Raw genomic sequence first — 19,089 nt, 5'->3', positions numbered from 1 at the left:
TTTCTAGGAAAATTCGGCATCATAAGATCTCCCATTTTTTAGTTTTACTAGTTCAATCTATGCTCCATGAATCGATAATAGAAGGTTTTATTCCTCACAAAGGAAAAAAGCACCCCGAAGGATGCTTTTATACTAGAACCACCTGCAGCCACAGCAGCGGTTGCGGTTTCCACAGCGATTGCCACATTCATTGCGACCACGATCATCATTTGCCGGACGGACCCATCCGCTTCCCGGACTTACCCTTCTGCAATCAGGACGATTGATATCCCTTCCACAGTCGTAGTTTTCAACCACTGTTTCGTTGACCTCCCTCGTACGTACAGGGTAATAATTTTCATTACGGACAATGGTACGGTTGACGTTGATGATTTCAGTCGGGTGGATGTTCTTAACAGTGCGCGTTTTCGTACGGGTATTCACAACGCGCTGAGTAGGGTTAACGATGACTTCATCACGATCACGATCACGATCTCTATCGCGATCAGGTGAAACTCTTCTGTTGTGTTGGTAATTTCCCACTTATTTTTCCCCCTTTCCTACTAAAATACCTTACTTGATAGAGTATGCTTCATATAGGAAAAGGTGTGGGATAAGCTCCTATTTTCATAGATTTGGGTATGCTATCTTGCATTCAACTCGTAAGCGGCCCTGATTCCAGATTCGATAGCCCCTTCCATCCATCCGTGGAAGGATGAGGTATGCTCCCCTGCAAAATGAAGTCTTCCCTCAGGTTGCTGGATATAATCAGCAATATCCGTTTCCTGCCCAGGGGTAAATAACGTAAAGCAGCCCGCCGAAAATGGATTGACACTCCAATTGTATACTGCATATGAGCTGATTTCCGTGTAGACCCTGGGGCCATAAAACTTTTCAAGATCTTTCAGAACATTGGCAAGAACAGCTTCTTTAGACATGCTATTCAATAGAAGGGCATTCTGACCCCAACTGTAGCTCGCCAGAAGGACACCTGGCCGGCCACTGCCGATCCCGTTACTCGGCACATACGTGAACCGGGACGGAAGATCTGAGATGATATTACCGATCTTCATTTCCTCCCAGAACCTGGTTTTAAACTCTATACCAACCTTGACCGCAGGGACATTGGTCAATTCCGTTATCGCCTGCCACTTCTTAAAGGAAATAGACTGATAGGGCTCAATGTCAATCGTCTGTAAAACCGTGAAAGGAACGGTCACCAGGGCAAAATCCCCCCTGTGGACGCCAGGTGCTCCGGTACGTGTATATACTTCAACGCCGTCTGGTCCCTGCACGATCCGGTAAACCTGTTGATTCATAAGCAGGTTTTCTTTCAATTCTTCCTGGAAGGCATATGGAAGACGATCATTTCCTCCTGTGATCTGATTGAATTTCGTTTCTTTCCTGAAGATTGGATAAATGATATCGGTCAGAATGTCGGCAAACGAAAACTCCGGGAATCCTTCTATCCCGAGGAGCACGCTGATCATTCTGATGGCATTGAGAGAAAGGGGGTTTCCGTAGGGACTTTCCCGCAGGAATCTGCCCATTGAGTAATTTGAGAATTCCTCTATAAGGCGTTTGCGCTCCTCCCTGCTTCCATTTTGATAAGCATCGATGAACGGTTTGGTCGTTTCCAGGAAAAGCTGTTCCGCCGTCTTGCCTTTTTCTGATTCGTTCAGTGGAAACCCTAAAACATCTGGATTGTTCTCATATTCTTCAACCGTTTTATAGACCCCATTCACATACAGCTTGTCGTATGGCGTGGTGTTCAAAAAGGCATTGGTCGGCAGGTTGAACATACGGATGTACTCCATCACCAATCGATGGTTATCCGGAATCCTCATGGCTCCCATATCAAGATAGTTTCCCTTAGAAAAAGGTGAACGTTTCGTATACACCCTGCCTCCGAGCCGATTATTACCTTCCAAAAGTGTGACATCATGTCCAGCCTTCTTCAATAATGATGCTGACACTAGGCCACTGAGTCCTGCCCCGATGATCAAGATCTTTTTCTTCCCTTTTCCCCGCGGCAGCCCGCGTTTTATGATAGCGAGCATGTCGTCAGGATAGTCAGGAGACCGTGCCCCCGATCTGATTCCCCACTGATTCATATTCCCCTCCCCCTTTCTCCCATCATATGTGCGGGTGGCCAGCCCTATACGCAAGAGAACATGCGTTTCTTTTTGTGGATATCTCTGTTATACTGAGGATAGTCATTGGGTCTAAGAGACTGTATTTAGTCAATCCCTTTAGTGATCAAAGGGGGGAAATCTATGACACGTGATGTTGTAGTCAAGCTTCTAAAAACGATGAAGGAGTTCGATGAAAGTGAAATCACTCATACCTTCATGAGTGAAGAACCCAAAGAGATCTCCATTTCATTCGATAGGGAAGGGCAGCTGTTTCTACTGAAGACTGGTCCCCATTCTGTAACCTACTATTCAGACATCGAAGACCTCACTTCCATCATCCTGGAACTGACGTCATCCTCATAAGAACAAGTGGGCATCATGTTTAAGTGATGTCCTTTTTTATTATAAGGAGGTTTTTATGCATACGTTCAGCTATCTGAGAAGCATTATGTTAAAAAGAGAAGAGGTTCCCTCATTTGATCGATACCCATTTAATATCCCGAGCATCCGTACCCTCGACGAAATCAACCTGGACCGTGATGTGACCTTTATTGTCGGTGAAAACGGCATGGGGAAATCAACCCTTCTCGAATCAATAGCTGCTGCCATGGGATTCAACCCTGAGGGAGGCTCCCTCCACCTTCAGTTTTCAACGTATGATTCACACAGTGACCTTGATCAATATCTCCGCATCATCCGTGGTCCAAAAAAACCCACAGATGGCTATTTTCTACGTGCTGAGAGCTTTTACAATGTAGCCACCCAGATTTCAAAACTCGATGAAGACCCTTTTGGCGCACCGATCATCGATTCGTATGGCGGCAAATCCCTTCATGAGCAGTCCCATGGGGAAGCATTTTTCTCCACATTCATGAATCGCTTCCGCGGTCACGGAGTCTATATCCTGGATGAACCGGAAGCTGCCCTTTCCCCACTGCGACAAATGTCTATGCTGACAAGGATCCATGAGCTCGTCAATCAAAAATCTCAGTTCATCATTGCCACCCACTCCCCTATCTTGATGGCCTATCCCTCCTCAACCATCATCGAGCTTGGCGAAGACGGTGTAAGGGAAAGGAAATTGGAAGAAGTCGGACACTACCGCATCATGCAGCAATTCTTCAATGATCATAAAAGAATGATCCACCATCTGTTGAAAGACGATTAATCTTCCTCTAAAAAAGCTGGGACAAACTAAAAAGGTTCCATTATAGATTCTTTATACGCTCGTGCAAGACTTCGCATTCCGCGTGTAGCCCGTGAGCCTGCCGGGTCTCACAAAAGCTACACTTCCCGCAGGAGTCTTAGTCTTGCACCTCTATCAACCACTGAAAACAATGAAATCGGAATGGTCATGAAACAAATTAAAAACCCGCATTCATTTACTTTATTGCAGGCAAATGAATGCGGGTTTTACTATGACAAAAACACCTTTGTACGAGCCTCTTTATGCATTTACTTATTCATCAGCTGCTTCATCGCATCTTCCATCAATAAAATCTGTGCCTTTGACGAGGCTATGGAATCGCTTAGATTCCGTTCATGCAGAGCCAAAATCATTTGACCATAAGTGGTCCCGGGCACGGCCCATTTTCCGTTTAGATCTGTCCAGTCTCGGGCGATCCCCCTTTTCACAAGGGAAAAACGTGGATCGATGAGTGGAATACTACCCGGCAATGGGGATGTGGTCGCATAAGCGAATAGATGCTGAAGGTGAGCGTGGACGCCTTCCTCAGGGGTACTGAACTGTGCGCCATCCGCACCTGGTCCAGTCGTCCCGATCCCGGCATAATTATTCTGCGAAGCTTTAACTTGTCCAGTAAATCGGAAAAAGTTCGTTTCATGCAGTGCTTGGGCATAAGCCACATCACCCCGTATACCGTACAGTCTTCCGAGAGTGGCATAGTAAGCTCCGAGAAGAGGTGCTGCAGGGTTCACCTTCCTTGCAAACTCATCAAGTTGATGACCTTTCAACATACTTTCCCCCAGGATGGAATACCCCGGTTTTGAAGGAGATTGTGGCGGAGGGGTCGGTTTTGGGGCGGAAGTTGGCGGAGAGCTAGGTTTTGGCGTATTCGTTGGCTTTGGTGGAGATACGGGAGGCACGGATGAAACTGCGCCTTCAACGACCAGGAAAGCATCGATCTTATATCCCTTCAACGTTTGAACCAGGTTTTCAGCATTTGGCCGATCGGCAAATGCCCCTGCCTGGACCCGGTAATATGTTTTTCCATCAAGTAGTAAGGACGTGATGAAGGAATCGATTTTTCTAGCGGCAAGCTCTTCCAGCCTCTCTTCAGCATTTTTTCGATCGCTGAAGGACCCCGCAATCACTTTGAATGTTGCCTTTTGTGCATCAGGCAGCGCCAATGCTTTGGCAACGCCCTTTCCTAATCCGGAGACTACATCTGATCTGAACGCCGGTGACTGCATCAAAGCGACATCGGTATCACGATCGATGAATAGGACCTCCACTAATAGAGCGTTCATGGTTGTTTCCCTCAGTACATGAAAGTTCGCCCTCTTCTTTCCTCGGTCCACCACACTATGCTTGTTGATGGATGAGACGATTTCATTGTGGATGGTGGCTTGGAGGGATACCATATCATTTGATACCCTTCCATCATAAATATAGCTTTCGAACCCTGTCCCACCCCCTGCGTTATGGTGGATGGATAAAAAGAAATCAACTCCTCTGGCATTGGCAAGTCGGCTTCTTTCCTCTAAAGATAATTCCCGGTCGGATTCACGGGTCATGATCACGTTGACCTGATAATGTTTCAGCAGGAAATCTCTCAGTCCATGAGCTATGAGCAGATTATAATACTTCTCTTCATGGCCTTTATAGCTTGCCCCGGGATCGCTTCCACCATGACCGGGATCAATCATTATGACCTTCACTTGTTACATCCTCCTTTAATCGTTGCTACTATAGTATATGCAGGATTATACCAGCATGTTCGGACAAGCTGCCAATCATTTAGAAACGTAGAGGGCGTGTGGCAAAGCCGAAGTTAGCCATCCTCGGTATCTCCTTTGCCTTTTCCAGATCACGCAGGGGATCTGGATTCGAGGAAAGCGGGTTTCTTACGTGTTTCCAAAGTGCTTTCACAAGTCTATCACCTCCTCCTATACCATATGAGCCGGAGGAAGAGTTGGTGTGGATGAATGGATAGTTACTAGATTCGGAATTCTTCACGGTTTGGGGAAAAGAAAAAATCCGAGCAACCAATCGAAAGGCGATTGGTCGCTCGGATCAATGTGCTAGGTATCAGATTTCGTGTATTCTCTGTTACGCACTTCCCTTGATTCTTCTTGAACCGGGATTCCTCACAAAAAATGACAGGATCAGTGCCAAGATTGCGGTGATGCCCGCCACCACGAAGGAAACGTTCACCCCGTGGATCATGCCCTCCAACCCTTTCGTTGGAATGGCGCTTGTGGTCATGACGGTCACGAGCATGGCCGTACCCATGGCGCCGGAAACCTGACGCATCGTATTGTTCATGGCCGTACCATGAGGGATCAGATTCGAAGGAAGCTGATTGAGTCCTGCTGTTGTAACAGGCATCATCACCATGGCCACCCCGAACATCCTTACTGCATTCCAAGTTGCCAAGTAAGAAAATGTCGTTTCTGCAGATAAATTGGTGAACATGAATGTCGATAGGGATAAGATTGTAAGACCGATGATCGCTAGCCATCTGGCTCCGAACTTATCAAACAACCGGCCGGTTATGGGGTTCATCAGCCCCATGATCAAAGCACCCGGCAAGAGCATCAATCCAGATTCGAGCGCTGAAAAGCCTAACATGTTCTGCATGTACAGTGGAAGGACCGTAGCTGCACCGATCATGGCAATGAATACAATCATGCCTAATGCAGTTGTCAGCGTGAACATGGAATTTTTAAATACGCGGAATTGAAGCATCGGCTCTTTCAAGCGGAGCTGTCGAAGGATGAACCAAAGCAGCGAGAGTCCACCCACGATCATGGACAGATCCACCTGGTAGCTTCCCCATCCCTTGGAGCCTGCAATACTGAATCCATAAAGCAACCCGCCGAAACCGAATGAAGATAAGATGACAGACAGGATGTCCAATTTAGGGAATGTACGTTTTGTCACATTTTTCAATAGGAAATAGGCAACGATGAAATCCACGATCACGATCGGCAGGATCACATAAAACAGACTCCTCCAAGGGAGTTCTTCGACCATCCACCCTGAAAGGGATGGTCCGATCGCCGGCGCAAATGAGATAACAAGCCCGAACATCCCCATGGCCGCTCCCCTTTTTTCTACTGGATAAATCATGAACAGGATGGTCTGCATCAGCGGAATGATGATTCCTGCACCAGAGGCCTGTATGATTCTTCCTACCATTAAAAAGCCGAACGAAGGTGCGACAGCACAGATAGCTGTCCCAACCGCGAAGAGGCCCATGGCACTGAGGAATAAAGCCCGCGTCGTAAAACGGCCAATCAAAAATGCCGTAACCGGGATCATGATCCCGTTGACCAGCATAAAGATCGATGTCAGCCATTGCGCTGTACTTTCATCAAGGTTCAGGTCTTTCATGATATGGGGCAATGCCGTACCTAATAACGTTTGATTGAGAATGGCGGCAAACGCACCGGAGATCAATACGATAAGCAGTGGTGTTTTGTTGAATGTTTGTGTTTGTTGCGAATCCTCCATTTTTCATTCTCCCTTCTATCTTCTGGTCTTATTTCACAGAAGATCCTTCACATGGAAACCCCTTTCCTTATCATGTGGATCTCCCTATCATATTTATTCAGCGCTTCCTTTACAGTAAGTTCATCCGATATGCTTTTAACGAGGTTATGGAATGTGATCGCGGTGTTGATCTGGAGGAGATGATACAGATCCTCCCTTGTTTGGATGTTGAGAAGACTTCGATCAATCAGATGATACACTTCTGCATAGCGCTGATCCAACGTTTCTTTGGTCAAATGCTGGGTGAAGGTCTTTTCAATTTTATAATTCATATTCAGGAGGACATTCCGCATGAAACGGTTTTGGTCACTTGCCCTAGAATGCTGCAGGACCATTCTAAATAGTTCCCTGCTTGCTTCAAAAAGGTCGCCATTATGTTCACGCAATAAGGAGGTGAAGTGTTCAAACCTCTCCCTTGCATGTTCTCCTACCAGGTAGAAGAATGCGTCTTCCTTGTCCTCGAAATACTGATAAAAACTCCCCCTCGGTATCCCCGCCATTTTCAGGATATTTGAAATGGATGCTTCATAAAGGGATACTCGGGAAAACTCTTCACGAGCAGCATCGATCAATCTGCTCCGTTTCTCTTCACGCAAATTAAAAAAAGTCGGTTTGGGCAATTCGGACACTCCCTCTGTGACGGATGTATGCCAGGAAGAAAACTTCAATGGTCTATACCCGCATTGCTATAAAATAAAGACAAAAATCCTTCAGCGATTCCCCAATACAAAATGACACGATGTCACATGGAACCTTATCCACTTTATGTGACATCGTGTCATATGTCAACCACTTTGCTCACTCATGAGCAAAGTCGTTTCTTTTTATCTATTCTTTTTAAGTCTTTTCCCCTTCATACTGTAGATAACCCCGAGGATCCACATAAACAAGATGACTGAGCATACCACCAGGATTAAGGTACTTGGTTGGTTAAACGCAGTGAGTAACGTATAGGAGTTGGTAAGAATAATGAATCCGCCTACAAGCACACCCAGGAGAAATGAAGGAAGTTTCTTGACCAACAGTGCAGCAATAGGTGCTGCTGCTACGCCTCCTATAACGAATGCCGCCACCCACTGCCAATCAAAATTCCCCCATCCCAGGAACAGAATAAATCCGAGTGTAGCAGATAACGTCACAGCGAACTCACTCGTGTCCACAGTACCGATTACCTCCCTTGGCACTGCCTCCTTCCTGGATAATAGAACGGGTGTATTGATAGGTCCCCACCCACCACCTCCTATTGCGTCAAAAAAGCCAGCCGTGGCTCCAAGAGGCAATAAAATCCTTTTTCGCACATAAGCAGCGGGTTTCACGTCATGCTCATCACCAGACGAAGAAGGCCAAAAAAGGAAGCGGATGAAAATATACAACCCCAATAATAATAAGAAGGAAGATATATAAGGTCTAACCGCCTCTCCGGGGATACTGCTTAAAAATGCCGCCCCGATGAAGGCACTGATACTTCCCGGAATCATAAGGAGCAAGGCCATGCGCTTGTTGACATTTCCGAACTTCCAGTGTGCCATCCCCGACGCAGCAGTCGTTGCAATCTCAGACATATGGATGGAAGCAGATGCAATAGCCGGTGCAACTCCATAAGCCAGGAGCAGTGTGGAAGACGTCAGTCCGAAGGCCATACCCAAGGAGCCGTCGACAAGCTGTGCAAAAAAACCGACGATGGCAAAAATAATTAATTTACGCATGACGTTCATCTTCCACTTGATCGGCATATACAGGAATCCTATAAAGAATCGCCTCATTATTCCTTGTTCCATACCGTTTGAGACATTGCCCCATGATCATGACAGAGCCATCTTATAAAGAGCCAGCGTCTGGGAAACCATGGCATCCAATGTCCAGCGTTCATTGGCCCATGCAACCGCCGCATGCCCCATCCTGCAGCGTCGGTCATCATCATTCAGCAATTCCACTATTGCATTTTTTAATGATCTCACATCTCCTGTGGGAACAATCAAGCCGTTCAATCCATTCTGAATCATCTCTGGAAGTCCCGCAGCATCGCTGACAATCGCCGGCAATCCGGCTAACTGCCCTTCTACAACCGAAAGGGGCTGAGTATCCTGAAGACTCGGCTGGATGAGCACATCACCTTGAGCAAGGATGGATTCCATGCTCTGCAGGTGTCCGAGGAATGACACGCGGTCATTCAACTGAAGCCGTCTTGCTAACGCCTTTGCTTCCGGTAGGTAATCACCATCTCCGACAATTAGGCAATCCCAGTCTTCCCGGACCATGTTCACCTGCGATAGGGCTTCAAGCAGAAAGGTAATTCCCTTAAGATAGATGACCCTTCCAGAGAAGATGAGTATCTTTTTTTGACCCCTCTTTGATACCGGTGTGCCGATTTGCTTGTTATGGATTCCAAGCGGGTACGAAATGACCTTTGAAGGAGGCACCCGAAAATCGGCTTCGATTTGAGACTTCATCCACCTTGATTGGGTGTGAATATACTTGCTTCCCTTATATCCCTGCTCTTCAAGTTTTTGATAATACTTGAAGTCGCGTCCTGTCAGGATTGAATGTTCGGATAGCTGGGGATAAACGGATTTTAATACGAGGAATATCTCCTTTGTGAGACTTCCATGCGCACTTGTGACCAAAGGGATATGCCCAGGCTTCATAGTACCGATGATTTGAGCCGCGGTGACATCTTGTGCATGAATGATATCGTATGACTCCAATCCATATTCCCTTAATGTCATTTCAAAATTAAGACGATAGATCTCTGCCTTTTGAATGATTGAATGCTGATGGTGATACGGGCATTCTACGTTCATTCTGGCCATAATCTTCGGGCGCATCGCCTCCAGCATCATCCCGTGATCCAGATGATGCATACGATACCCACTCAAGTCGGGGCGCTGTGAAAATAGATCAACTTGGTGACCAAGGGAAAGTAGCTTTTGTTGAAGATTCGATACAACGGTCCATATTCCCCCAGCGTAAGGAAGGGGGTAGTAAGACACCAATAAGATCTTCATGCGGATCCACCTTTCATGTTTAGGTCTGTCTTCATTCGAACACTACTCGCTTTAGCCTGTTCCCTTGAAAGTTGAGGAAGTTTTCAATCTTAGGTATATAGTGATGTTTAATCATATAGGTTTCTTTCTTAATTCCTTCCTGGTTCTTACTTGTACCTTGATTGGGGTGCGCACGATAGTTCAATAAGACTTGGTCAAGATAGTAAAATGGAATGCCTTTTAGTAAGATGCGATACCACATTTCATAATCTTGAGTATAGTTGAACTCCGTAGAAAAATACCCTACTCGATTAAAGATTTCCCTGTGCAAGATAACGGTGCACCCGTTTATCGGGTTGGATGTCAAAAATGATCGATATACTTCCTCTGCGTGCTGGAACTGTCCACCGCATTTAGGGATTAGAAGATTATTATCAGGTCCGATATAATCATAGTTGGTAAAGCTTGCCTTCGCATGATGTTTCTTCATGAAGTGGATTTGTTGTTCTACTTTGTGTGGCAGGAAGACATCATCCGAACTCAGCCAGGCGATATACTCCCCATTTGAATGTTGGATGCCCGTGTTAATGGCAGATGCTGTCCCTCCATTTGCTTTCCTCACATAGTGAATCGAAGACAGATAAGGATGAATCCTTTCTACTTCCCGATCGGATCCGTCGTCCACCAGTATAACTTCGATGTTCGGGTATGACTGTTGAAGGGCGCTCTCGATGGCTTGGTCGACGAACGCACAGTTATAAAAAGGGATGATGATTGAAACCAAGGGCTGCATGAAAAATCCTCCTCATTCCGGACAAGTTTTTACATCCTATTCATCCCACGCTACATCTGATTAGACCTTTGCCCATACCTAAAAAAAACTGGCTGCGTTGAATGGAAATCATTCAACGCAGCCAGTAAAGATCCATGTTCAGTTCGGCTTAAAGTAAAAATTCACCCTGTCATAACGAGCATGATAATAAATGATCACGTAATCATCTTTTAAAGGTTCATTTATTTTTTTGCCGTGGGGAAGATAAGGATATTCTTCGATGATAACATCTTCCCCGGAAAAGTGTTCAGCAATCCATTGTTCAATGTCGTTCTTGATCGTATCCATCCCTCCACCCCTTCAGCATAATCTCCATTCATATCATACAATACCCCCAAGAACCCCTCTGAAACCCATTTACTGTACGGATAAGAGTTGAACGACTACAATGAAAGAAACATGTAGGAGGTAGAACAATGAAAGAATCGATCACATTGATTGAAGATACACGCAAAGAACTATTCGATGAACTACAAAACCTTTCAGATGAAAAGCTCAATCAAAGCCTTCATCCAAATCGCTGGACAATCATGCAGGTTGTCGACCATTTATATTTAATGGAAAAGGCTGTCACGGCCTCCATGATTAAAACACTAGAACACGGTGAAACCAGCATGATTGACGATAAGCCGGTAAACCTTACCGTCGACCGCTCAAGAAAAGTGCAAGCTCCTTCATACGTCGAACCTGCCGATGAAAAGAAGACGCTCGACGAGATGAGAGAAAAACTTAAAAACTCGCGCAAAGACCTACTTCATTTTCTCACAACAACCTCTGAGGATGAATTGAAATCAAAGGGAAATCCCCATCCTGTATTCGGAATGGTACGATTGGATCAGTGGGTTCCCTTTATCGGGTATCACGAAAAACGGCATATCGATCAGATTCGCGAATTGAAAGCAGAGCTGAGCTGATTCAGGAAAAGGTTGGGACAAAACGAAAAATGGACCATTTCATGGCGAACAGTATCAGTAAAGATTCTTTATACCGCTCAAGTTTTCCGTGTAAGCCCCCCCTTTCCGCTGATAGCCCGTGAGAGCCTCCTCGGCCTGCCTTCGGGTTCTCACATAAGCTACTCTTCCCGTTGGAAACAGTGAAATGGTCATGTTCATGAAAGAAACCCGAATTCATTTGTCTTATCGTGAGCAAAAGAATTCGGGTTTTACTATGACTAAAACACTTTTGTCCCAGCCTCTTTCACTCTTCCATCAAAATTTTCAAGTCCTCTACACTCCAGTGGTAATCTTGATCAATCACCTCGTGGTATAACGCCTTCTTTTTCAGCTGAAGCTCATTCATCTTCGCTTCAATTGTGCCTTTTGATAACAATTTAATCACCTGGACTTCTTTCGTTTGTCCCATTCGATGGGCGCGGTCCGTTGCTTGATTCTCCACAGCCGGATTCCACCACGCATCATACAAGATGACGGTATCTGCCCCTTGTAGATTCAAGCCTGTTCCTCCTGCTTTCAAGGAAATCAAGAAGAAATCACGTTCTCCCTCATTAAAACGCCTGCATAGATCCACCCTTTCAAGTGAATCGGTTTCACCGCTAAGATAGAAATACGGCGTGCCCTGTTTAAGCAACTCGCCACCAATGATTTTCAGCATACTTGTAAATTGGGAAAAAATGAGGACCCTTCTCCCTTCCGATTTGGCATCCTTTATCAGTGCAAGAAGATGAAGGAGTTTAGCAGATCCTCCTTGATAGCCCTCTACAAAAAGAGCGGGATGACAGCAGAGTTGGCGGAGCCTTGTAAGACCCGCAAGGATTTTGATGCGATTCTTATCCAGTGTATGGCGATCGAGATGCTTCCATTCATCATGCTTGAGTTTCGCAAGATAGGAAGCATACAATGCCTTTTGTTCAGGTAAGAGGTCAATCATTTCTACCGACTCATGCTTTTCGGGCAACTGTGTCAGCACATCCTTTTTCACACGCCTCAAAATGAACGGGCGCACCTTCCTTGAAGCTTCTTTAGGCTGAAGATGGCTGAAATCTGTGATCCCCCCTAGTACACCTGGCGAAATCACGTGAAAAATCGACCATAATTCCTCCAATGTATTTTCAATGGGTGTACCCGTCATAGCGAAGATCCTCTTAGAACGGATTTTCTTCACCGCCCTGCTGGTCTGTGTGTATGGATTTTTAAAGGCTTGGGCTTCATCCAAAAATACCGTATGAAATTTCACGTTTTCATATTGCCGATAATCCATTCGTATGAGGGGATAAGATGTAATCCATACATCTGCCCCAGTATCCAGCATGAGATTTTTCCGTTTTGTTGAGGTCCCTTCGATCACCCGCACCCTCAAAACCGGGGCGAATTTCTCCAATTCCCTTTGCCAATTATGTACCACAGAAGAGGGGCATACTACCAGGATCGGATCTTCGGAATCATTGATTTCTGCTTTTTCAGAGAGGATATAGGCGATGGCCTGCAGGGTTTTTCCGAGTCCCATATCATCAGCCAGCAATCCACCAAAACGGAATGAAGCTAAATATTTCAGCCAAGAGTATCCTGTCTCCTGATAGGGCATCAAAACCCCTTTTAATTCTTGTGGAACAGGATAATGCAATGTTTCAGGATGATGGATCCCCTTAATGAATTCAGCATATGATTCATCTAGATGATAAAGGTCACTATCTTCAACGAGATCAAGAAGCTCGGAAGTTGGCGAGACGACTACACCCATTCCATTCAGAAGGTCATGGCGATCGGCCTCGACGGTGTGAAGAAATTTCTCCATATCTCGAATTTCTTTCGTTTTCAACGATAACAACGACCCGTCACCCATTGGATAATAGGTGCGTTTTTCTTCCAATGCCTGCAATATCCCTTCAATCTGTTTCTGCGGAATCCCATTCATATCGAATGAAAAATGAAGCCAGTTGCCCCTTTCCTTATTCACCTTCACTCGAAGTCTAGGCAAGGCCTTGCGTTTATATAGACGATTGCGGACGGCAGTCGTCGCATATATGTTCATGTACCCTTTGAGGTCATTCACCCCGTAGGTCAAAAAATCAAATTCCAATTCTTCATTTTGAAGGTATAAGCCTTCTTCCGTGCGGGTGAAAGGAATCTGATCGATTTTTTCGAGAATAAGCTGCTCCTGGACACGATCCCTCAGGAATTGTCCATCGTCCTGAACAGAGGCAAGCGGATTGATTGAGAGATGCCCATATTGAAATTCCAACCCGGCCAACAGCCTGTTCCCTACCCGATCAAGGTAAAGCTTCGCTTCCAGTGGGGTGTGGGTGATCAACGTCATCATCGTTTCAGAGAATGTAACTTCCCCCAGGTCTTTTAACCCTACTGCCACCTTTTCAACAAACAGATTGATCTGAGTGTGGGGAATCCTGATCACATCAGAAGATGACGTAAGCAACTTTTTCATCTCTATCAGTTTGCGCCCATTGGGTGCAGGCAATGTCCTGAAGATCCCGTCATCCATGACCAATTCATAGGGAGGAATGACCTGTAGATCTCGGACACCCTTGATATGCAAGGTAAAACCTTGTTCTGTATGATCAAAATGAAAGCCTATGTCCGGCATGTCTTTGGAGACAGTAAATCCTGTCCGCTCCCCCGTTGGATATTCGAAGGAAGCCTTAACGTACGTAAGGAGAGGTTGAATGCCCCTCCATGCAGAAGGCGAAATAATAAGTGATCCCGTATCCGGATGTCCTTCCCTACTATGCTCTAGACAATCCAACAGCTGCATGTCCTCAAGCTGAAGACAATGGGAGGATGGAAGATAATCGAAATCGTTGGAAATCCTGTAACGCTTCCCTTCTTTAACCGCTTCAGTGAAGCCATGGATGTCAAGAATTTCCCTTCCTTCTATAATAAGATACAGATACATGGTTTCTTCGTACCTTAGGAGCCAGTGAAGGTGCAGGACATCCCTGGTTTCGAAATGCGCTTTTACAGTAGGGACGCTTTTTTCCTCATTGAAGAGTGCGATTAGTCCATCTGCGGCAGCCTCATCTTTCAAAGCCAGCCACACCGCTGCAATATGCTGGCATTCCTTCTTGAATGATGCCAGTTTGGGACATGAACAGGAGGCTCGATCATCGCTCAGGTTGATCGTCACAGAGAAGTCTTCATCGCCCTTCACCGTTGCGCTCACATGTTCATCCCGTTTAGAAAGGATGTGTACACGATTGCGCCTCACATACTCTTGTCCTTTTTTATATGATTGATCTCCGCATCGATCTTTGATCATGCGGTCTGTCAGTCTGTACATATCTCGATTCCTTTCAACATTCTACTCCTCATGATACCAACTATCGGCTTGGAACGGAACCTACCCACAAAAAAATGGTGTCCTTAAAGGACACCATTCCTTATCACCAGAAATATCCTGGTCTTGGCCTGCAACATGGACGTGGTGGGCACGGACGAGGCGGGCAAGGTGGTGGGCAGTGATGCATCGGCATCTGTTGTTGCGGCTCTGCGCATACATGTTCTTCCGAAACGGAATTGACCACCGATTGTGTGTGTGGATAAGAGTGTACATATTTATAATGAGTGTGATTCACCTGAGTGGTGTGGCTTGGATGAACCATAGGGATTTGGACTTCCTGATTAACGTTTTCGGTGAATTGTTTTGTTGGGCTGGTCTGAGCCGGCATCATTTGTGTCGGTTTGGTTTGGGCTGGAGAAACCTGCGGATACCCGCAGTTCATCGGCTGTTGCCCGCTTTGGGCACCTTGAACTCCTTTATTTCCTTTATACATAATCTGTATCCTCCTCTCTTTCTCTGGGTCTAAGATAGTATAAGCAGGACAAGCGTCCATTGTCTGTATGAATACCCATTTCGTAAAAAGATTTTCGAAAAAAAAAAAAAACAGCGATGCCCGCTGCTTGACCATAATGCCTGCTCATACTCATCAACTTCTACTTGAAATAGTATTGTACATGACACAACAAAAATTTTTGTTTATTCATTAAAAAACACCTTCTTATTTCAGAAGGTGTCAATCAATACCGCATTACTTCTTATAATCAGAAAACATGTCGGTATTGTCAGGCACATTAGCCAGATAAGTGATTTTTCCTGATGCATCTAGTTTGGCAAAATCTTTCCCTGTCTGGGTGTAGACTTCCCCCGATTTGCGTTTTCCGCAGACTGCCCATGGTGTTACATAAAGATCTTCTTTCTCATCATATACCCAGCCTTCAAACATATGCTTGAGGTCGACATTTTCCTGGAACACCATCTTTACGAATTGATTCCATTGATCGATGCCGTGTTTTTCATGTCCATTCAATACAAACGTCATGTCCTCTGTGAATAGGCTGCTCAACTCCTCAAACGCTTTTTCACTTGTTCTGGATTGATCGAACAGATCAAAATATTTCATTAAATTTTCCATATCCTTATCCTCCATTTTCCCAATAAAAAAAGCAGCTCCAAGAGGAACTGCTTCTTATCGGTTCATTGATTAAGAAAGCTTCAATTCTTGTCCTTCGAACATGCGCACTGCAAGAGGGCCGGCAAGGAATGCCTGGGCTTTAGCACCAAATGCCTTGAAGTGCTCGCTATTGTTATGGCTTTGGACTGCGTCCATATCCTTCCACATTTCAATCATAGTGAAATGATTCGGGTTTTCAACATCGCGTTTAAGCGAGTAGTCCACGTTTCCTTCTTCTTGTTTAGAAGCAGCGATCAGCGTACGGATCTCAGCCAGGAATTCTTCTTCTTTTGCAGGGTTCACTTGTAGTTCAGCGTGTGTAATAATCATGGATCATTCTCCTCTTCTTTGTTGGTTTAATACATTCAGTGATGGTCGGATTGGATTATTTCCATTCTGTGATTTCATCGATTGGAAGGCGGACAGACTGGTAACCAGCGTCTGCAGCTTTACCGATTGAAATCAACATAACTGGATAGTAGCGTTCTTTATCCATTCCATAGACTTCGGCAATTTGATCTTTTTCATACCCACCGATTGGATTTGTATCATATCCGTGGTGACGTGCTGCAAGCATCAGTTGCATGGATACAAGACCTGCATCGATCAGATTCATTTCACGCATTTCCTGTGTAGGAACCTGGCTTAGCATCCCTTTGATTGCAGGAATCTGTCTGTCTCTCACGTCTGCAGGCATAAGGCCTTTTTCCACAGCATCGTTATAGATACGGTCTGTGTAGTCAAGGCTGTTCATATCCACGAATACGGCAATGACAGCTGAAGATGTATTAACCTGTGTTTGGTTGAATTTTGCAAGTGGTGCAAGAGTGGCTTTTCCTTCTTCACTATCGATGACAAGGAAGCGCCATGGTTGAAGGTTCACAGAAGACGGAGCAAGTGTTGCTTCAGTCAAGATCTCCTTCATTTCTTCTTTGCTGATTTTCACACTCGGATCGTAGTTCCGGATGGAACGGCGTCCGGTAATGAGGTCTTGGAAGTCGTTGTTGCGAACGGAATTCATGATGGTATTCCCCTTTTCTTAATAGTTGATTTTATTGACGTTGTCCTGGATCCTAGAAAGATTGGAGGAAAGCTCCTTCATCTCAGCCTCTGAAAAACCGTCAAGGACCCTACTGATGAATTGTTCTTTCTCACGTTTAAAGGAATCGATTTTTTCTCTTCCCTCTTTCGTCAGGCGGACGAATGTAAAACGATTATCTGCAGGATTCTTCCTGCGAGATACCATGCCTTGTGCTTCGAGCTGTTTCAAATGTCTTGTAACGGCTGCGCCATCTATACAAACCTCTTTTTGTAATTGGGTCTGACTGATTTCGTCAACATCAAATAATTTATGGAGAAGCTCGAGACGTGATTGACTGATACCGGTACAGCGTTCGAACTTGGGACTCATTAATTTATAGATGTCATTCAGCTGATAGATGATCTTACCTTCTTCTGAACAGTGATTCGGCAAAGCATCCCCCTCCTTTAACAATTGATCACTCAATAGTTGATACATCAATTAATATACTATAAAGCGACCTGACTGTCAAGGATGCAGCCCATATTACATGACCCGTCAATCATAACGTGTAATCTCTTTAAAATCTTGTTTTAAAAGGTTACAAGCAAGATCATACTACGATACATTTGATGCGTCAACTAATAAGTTTCATCCAATTAATCAATCATTGATATATCAATTGTCTTCTCGTTTAATGATGAGGTTTGTGCAACAACAGTCTCTAGTAAAATCACATGACAAAAAATAAAAACCGGACGATCTCGATGTGCATCGATTGATCGTCCGGTCATGTATTGTGTTTGTCACGGCAGGCCTTCTATTATGCCATGGCTTTCTTAATTTGTTTACTGCGAAGTTGACCGCAGGCAGCATCGATATCTGAACCTTGTTCCACACGCACACCGCAGTTGATCCCATTATCCAGGAGAGTTCCGTAGAACTTCACGATGGCATCCTTCGTACTCCTTTGATATTGATTATGCTCATCAACGGGGTTATATGGAATCAGATTGACGTACGATAGATGTCGCTTGTCCTTCAGAAGCTTGGCAAGTTGCTTCGCTTCTTCCACATGATCATTCACATCACTCAAGAGGATGTACTCAAACGTAATCCTCCTGTTCGTTTTCTCCAGGTAATAATCAATCGCCGGCATCAATTTCTCAAGTGGATAAGCACGGTTGATCTTCATGATCCTGGTCCGTAGCTCGTTGTTCGGCGCATGAAGGGAAACAGCCAGGTTGATCTGGATATTTTCGTCGGCGAACTTGTAAATCTTATCGGCTAAACCACTTGTTGATACGGTAATATGGCGTGCACCGATGGATAGGCCCTTCTGGTCATTCACGACACGGAAGAAGTCCATCATATTATCATAGTTATCAAATGGCTCGCCTATTCCCATAACCACGATGTGACTGACCCTCTCGTCCTTGCCGGCCGCGTCAAGATGATGCTGTACATTCATGATCTGTTCCACAATTTCACCGCTTGAGAGATCGCGATTTTTCTTCAACAATCCACTTGCACAGAACGTACAACCGATGTTACAACCCACCTGAGTGGTCACACAGACGCTAAGTCCGTAATTAAAACGCATAAGAACGGTCTCAATCAGGTTTCCATCCTGAAGTTTGAAAAGGAATTTGATCGTTCCGTCCTTGGACTCCTGCTTAATTTCCTGTTGAAGAGTTTGGATGTGGAAATGGTTGTCCAACAGTTCTACACAGGCACTATTCAGGTTTTTCATTTGAGAGAAGTCCGTTACTCTCTTCTTATATAACCAGTCCCAGACTTGAGCAGCACGGAATTTCTTCTGGCCGTGCTCAACTAGCCAATCTGTGAGCTGATCTATCGTTAATCCGTATATGGATGTTTTCTCCATTTTTATACCCTCATTTCGAAACAATACGATTTTCTACTTATCTATACTACTGAAAGTATCGTAATGTTTCAAGGGATTTATACACTGTTC

General features: G+C 45.0%; 19 protein-coding genes. 3 read left to right on the top strand and 16 right to left on the bottom strand.

Going from position 1 to position 19,089, the window contains the following annotated elements; genetic code table 11:
• Positions 1-132: 132 nt before the first annotated feature.
• Both D5E69_RS11120 and D5E69_RS11115 read right to left on the bottom strand, forming a co-directional pair.
• Positions 133-522, bottom strand: a complete 390-nt coding sequence (locus D5E69_RS11120) for a CotD family spore coat protein (RefSeq protein WP_159129652.1) — start codon at positions 520-522, stop codon at positions 133-135.
• A gap of 101 nt (positions 523-623) precedes the next feature.
• Entirely contained in the window at positions 624-2,093 is a 1,470-nt protein-coding gene (locus D5E69_RS11115; RefSeq protein ID WP_048012723.1) for a flavin monoamine oxidase family protein, read from the bottom strand.
• Positions 2,094-2,255: 162 nt separating this feature from the next.
• Here D5E69_RS11115 and D5E69_RS11110 point away from each other — a divergent pair, with 162 nt between their 5' ends.
• Positions 2,256-2,477 (top strand): hypothetical protein, encoded by a 222-nt coding sequence (locus D5E69_RS11110; protein ID WP_048003563.1) that lies wholly within the window; start codon positions 2,256-2,258, stop codon positions 2,475-2,477.
• Between the two features lie 85 nt (positions 2,478-2,562).
• Positions 2,563-3,282, top strand: coding sequence for an AAA family ATPase (locus tag D5E69_RS11105; protein ID WP_249931596.1), 720 nt, complete (start codon positions 2,563-2,565; stop codon positions 3,280-3,282).
• Between the two features lie 287 nt (positions 3,283-3,569).
• Here D5E69_RS11105 and D5E69_RS11100 read toward each other — a convergent pair whose 3' ends face one another.
• From D5E69_RS11100 to D5E69_RS11070, 7 genes are all read right to left on the bottom strand, one after another.
• A complete protein-coding gene (locus tag D5E69_RS11100; RefSeq protein ID WP_159129650.1) occupies positions 3,570-5,015 on the bottom strand; it encodes an N-acetylmuramoyl-L-alanine amidase in 1,446 nt (481 codons plus the stop codon).
• A gap of 391 nt (positions 5,016-5,406) precedes the next feature.
• Positions 5,407-6,813 (bottom strand): MDR family MFS transporter, encoded by a 1,407-nt coding sequence (locus D5E69_RS11095; protein ID WP_048003561.1) that lies wholly within the window; start codon positions 6,811-6,813, stop codon positions 5,407-5,409.
• 47 nt (positions 6,814-6,860) lie between these two features.
• Complete coding sequence (locus D5E69_RS11090; protein WP_231579029.1) at positions 6,861-7,448, bottom strand: TetR/AcrR family transcriptional regulator; 588 nt, start codon at positions 7,446-7,448, stop codon at positions 6,861-6,863.
• Positions 7,449-7,676: 228 nt separating this feature from the next.
• The gene (locus tag D5E69_RS11085; RefSeq protein WP_159130348.1) at positions 7,677-8,558 is read right to left on the bottom strand and encodes a sulfite exporter TauE/SafE family protein; all 882 of its coding nucleotides are present in this window, start codon (positions 8,556-8,558) and stop codon (positions 7,677-7,679) included.
• A 96-nt stretch (positions 8,559-8,654) separates the two neighbouring features.
• Entirely contained in the window at positions 8,655-9,857 is a 1,203-nt protein-coding gene (locus D5E69_RS11080) for a glycosyltransferase family 4 protein (protein ID WP_148795099.1), read from the bottom strand.
• Positions 9,858-9,888: 31 nt separating this feature from the next.
• Entirely contained in the window at positions 9,889-10,629 is a 741-nt protein-coding gene (locus tag D5E69_RS11075) for a glycosyltransferase (protein WP_048003557.1), read from the bottom strand.
• Positions 10,630-10,767: 138 nt separating this feature from the next.
• Entirely contained in the window at positions 10,768-10,956 is a 189-nt protein-coding gene (locus D5E69_RS11070; RefSeq protein WP_048003556.1) for a hypothetical protein, read from the bottom strand.
• Between the two features lie 128 nt (positions 10,957-11,084).
• Here D5E69_RS11070 and D5E69_RS11065 point away from each other — a divergent pair, with 128 nt between their 5' ends.
• Positions 11,085-11,582 carry a DinB family protein gene (locus D5E69_RS11065; RefSeq protein ID WP_048014253.1) on the top strand — a complete coding sequence of 166 codons (498 nt, stop codon included), beginning with the start codon at positions 11,085-11,087 and terminating at the stop codon, positions 11,580-11,582.
• A gap of 283 nt (positions 11,583-11,865) precedes the next feature.
• On the opposite strand, the gene D5E69_RS11060 is transcribed toward D5E69_RS11065, so the two are convergent.
• The 7 genes from D5E69_RS11060 to rlmN all read right to left on the bottom strand — a co-directional run bounded on the left by D5E69_RS11060 (position 11,866) and on the right by rlmN (position 18,999).
• Positions 11,866-14,919, bottom strand: coding sequence for a DEAD/DEAH box helicase (locus D5E69_RS11060; RefSeq protein WP_159129649.1), 3,054 nt, complete (start codon positions 14,917-14,919; stop codon positions 11,866-11,868).
• A gap of 103 nt (positions 14,920-15,022) precedes the next feature.
• On the bottom strand, positions 15,023-15,307 hold the full coding sequence (locus D5E69_RS23635) for a CotD family spore coat protein (protein WP_262370522.1): 285 nt from the start codon (positions 15,305-15,307) through the stop codon (positions 15,023-15,025).
• Between the two features lie 360 nt (positions 15,308-15,667).
• Positions 15,668-16,051, bottom strand: coding sequence for a nuclear transport factor 2 family protein (locus D5E69_RS11050; protein ID WP_048003553.1), 384 nt, complete (start codon positions 16,049-16,051; stop codon positions 15,668-15,670).
• 69 nt (positions 16,052-16,120) lie between these two features.
• Entirely contained in the window at positions 16,121-16,420 is a 300-nt protein-coding gene (locus tag D5E69_RS11045) for a putative quinol monooxygenase (RefSeq protein ID WP_048003552.1), read from the bottom strand.
• 55 nt (positions 16,421-16,475) lie between these two features.
• Positions 16,476-17,111, bottom strand: a complete 636-nt coding sequence (locus tag D5E69_RS11040) for a nitroreductase family protein (RefSeq protein ID WP_048003551.1) — start codon at positions 17,109-17,111, stop codon at positions 16,476-16,478.
• A gap of 18 nt (positions 17,112-17,129) precedes the next feature.
• On the bottom strand, positions 17,130-17,609 hold the full coding sequence (locus D5E69_RS11035; RefSeq protein ID WP_048003550.1) for a MarR family winged helix-turn-helix transcriptional regulator: 480 nt from the start codon (positions 17,607-17,609) through the stop codon (positions 17,130-17,132).
• A gap of 325 nt (positions 17,610-17,934) precedes the next feature.
• Positions 17,935-18,999 (bottom strand): dual-specificity RNA methyltransferase RlmN, encoded by a 1,065-nt coding sequence (gene rlmN / locus D5E69_RS11030; RefSeq protein ID WP_048014255.1) that lies wholly within the window; start codon positions 18,997-18,999, stop codon positions 17,935-17,937.
• Between the last annotated feature and the right edge of the window lie 90 nt (positions 19,000-19,089).

Origin of the sequence: Rossellomorea marisflavi (assembly GCF_009806575.1) — a bacterium.
Taxonomy (GTDB): Bacteria; Bacillota; Bacilli; order Bacillales; family Bacillaceae_B; genus Rossellomorea; species Rossellomorea marisflavi_A.
This window is presented reverse-complemented; position numbering and strand designations above follow the sequence as displayed.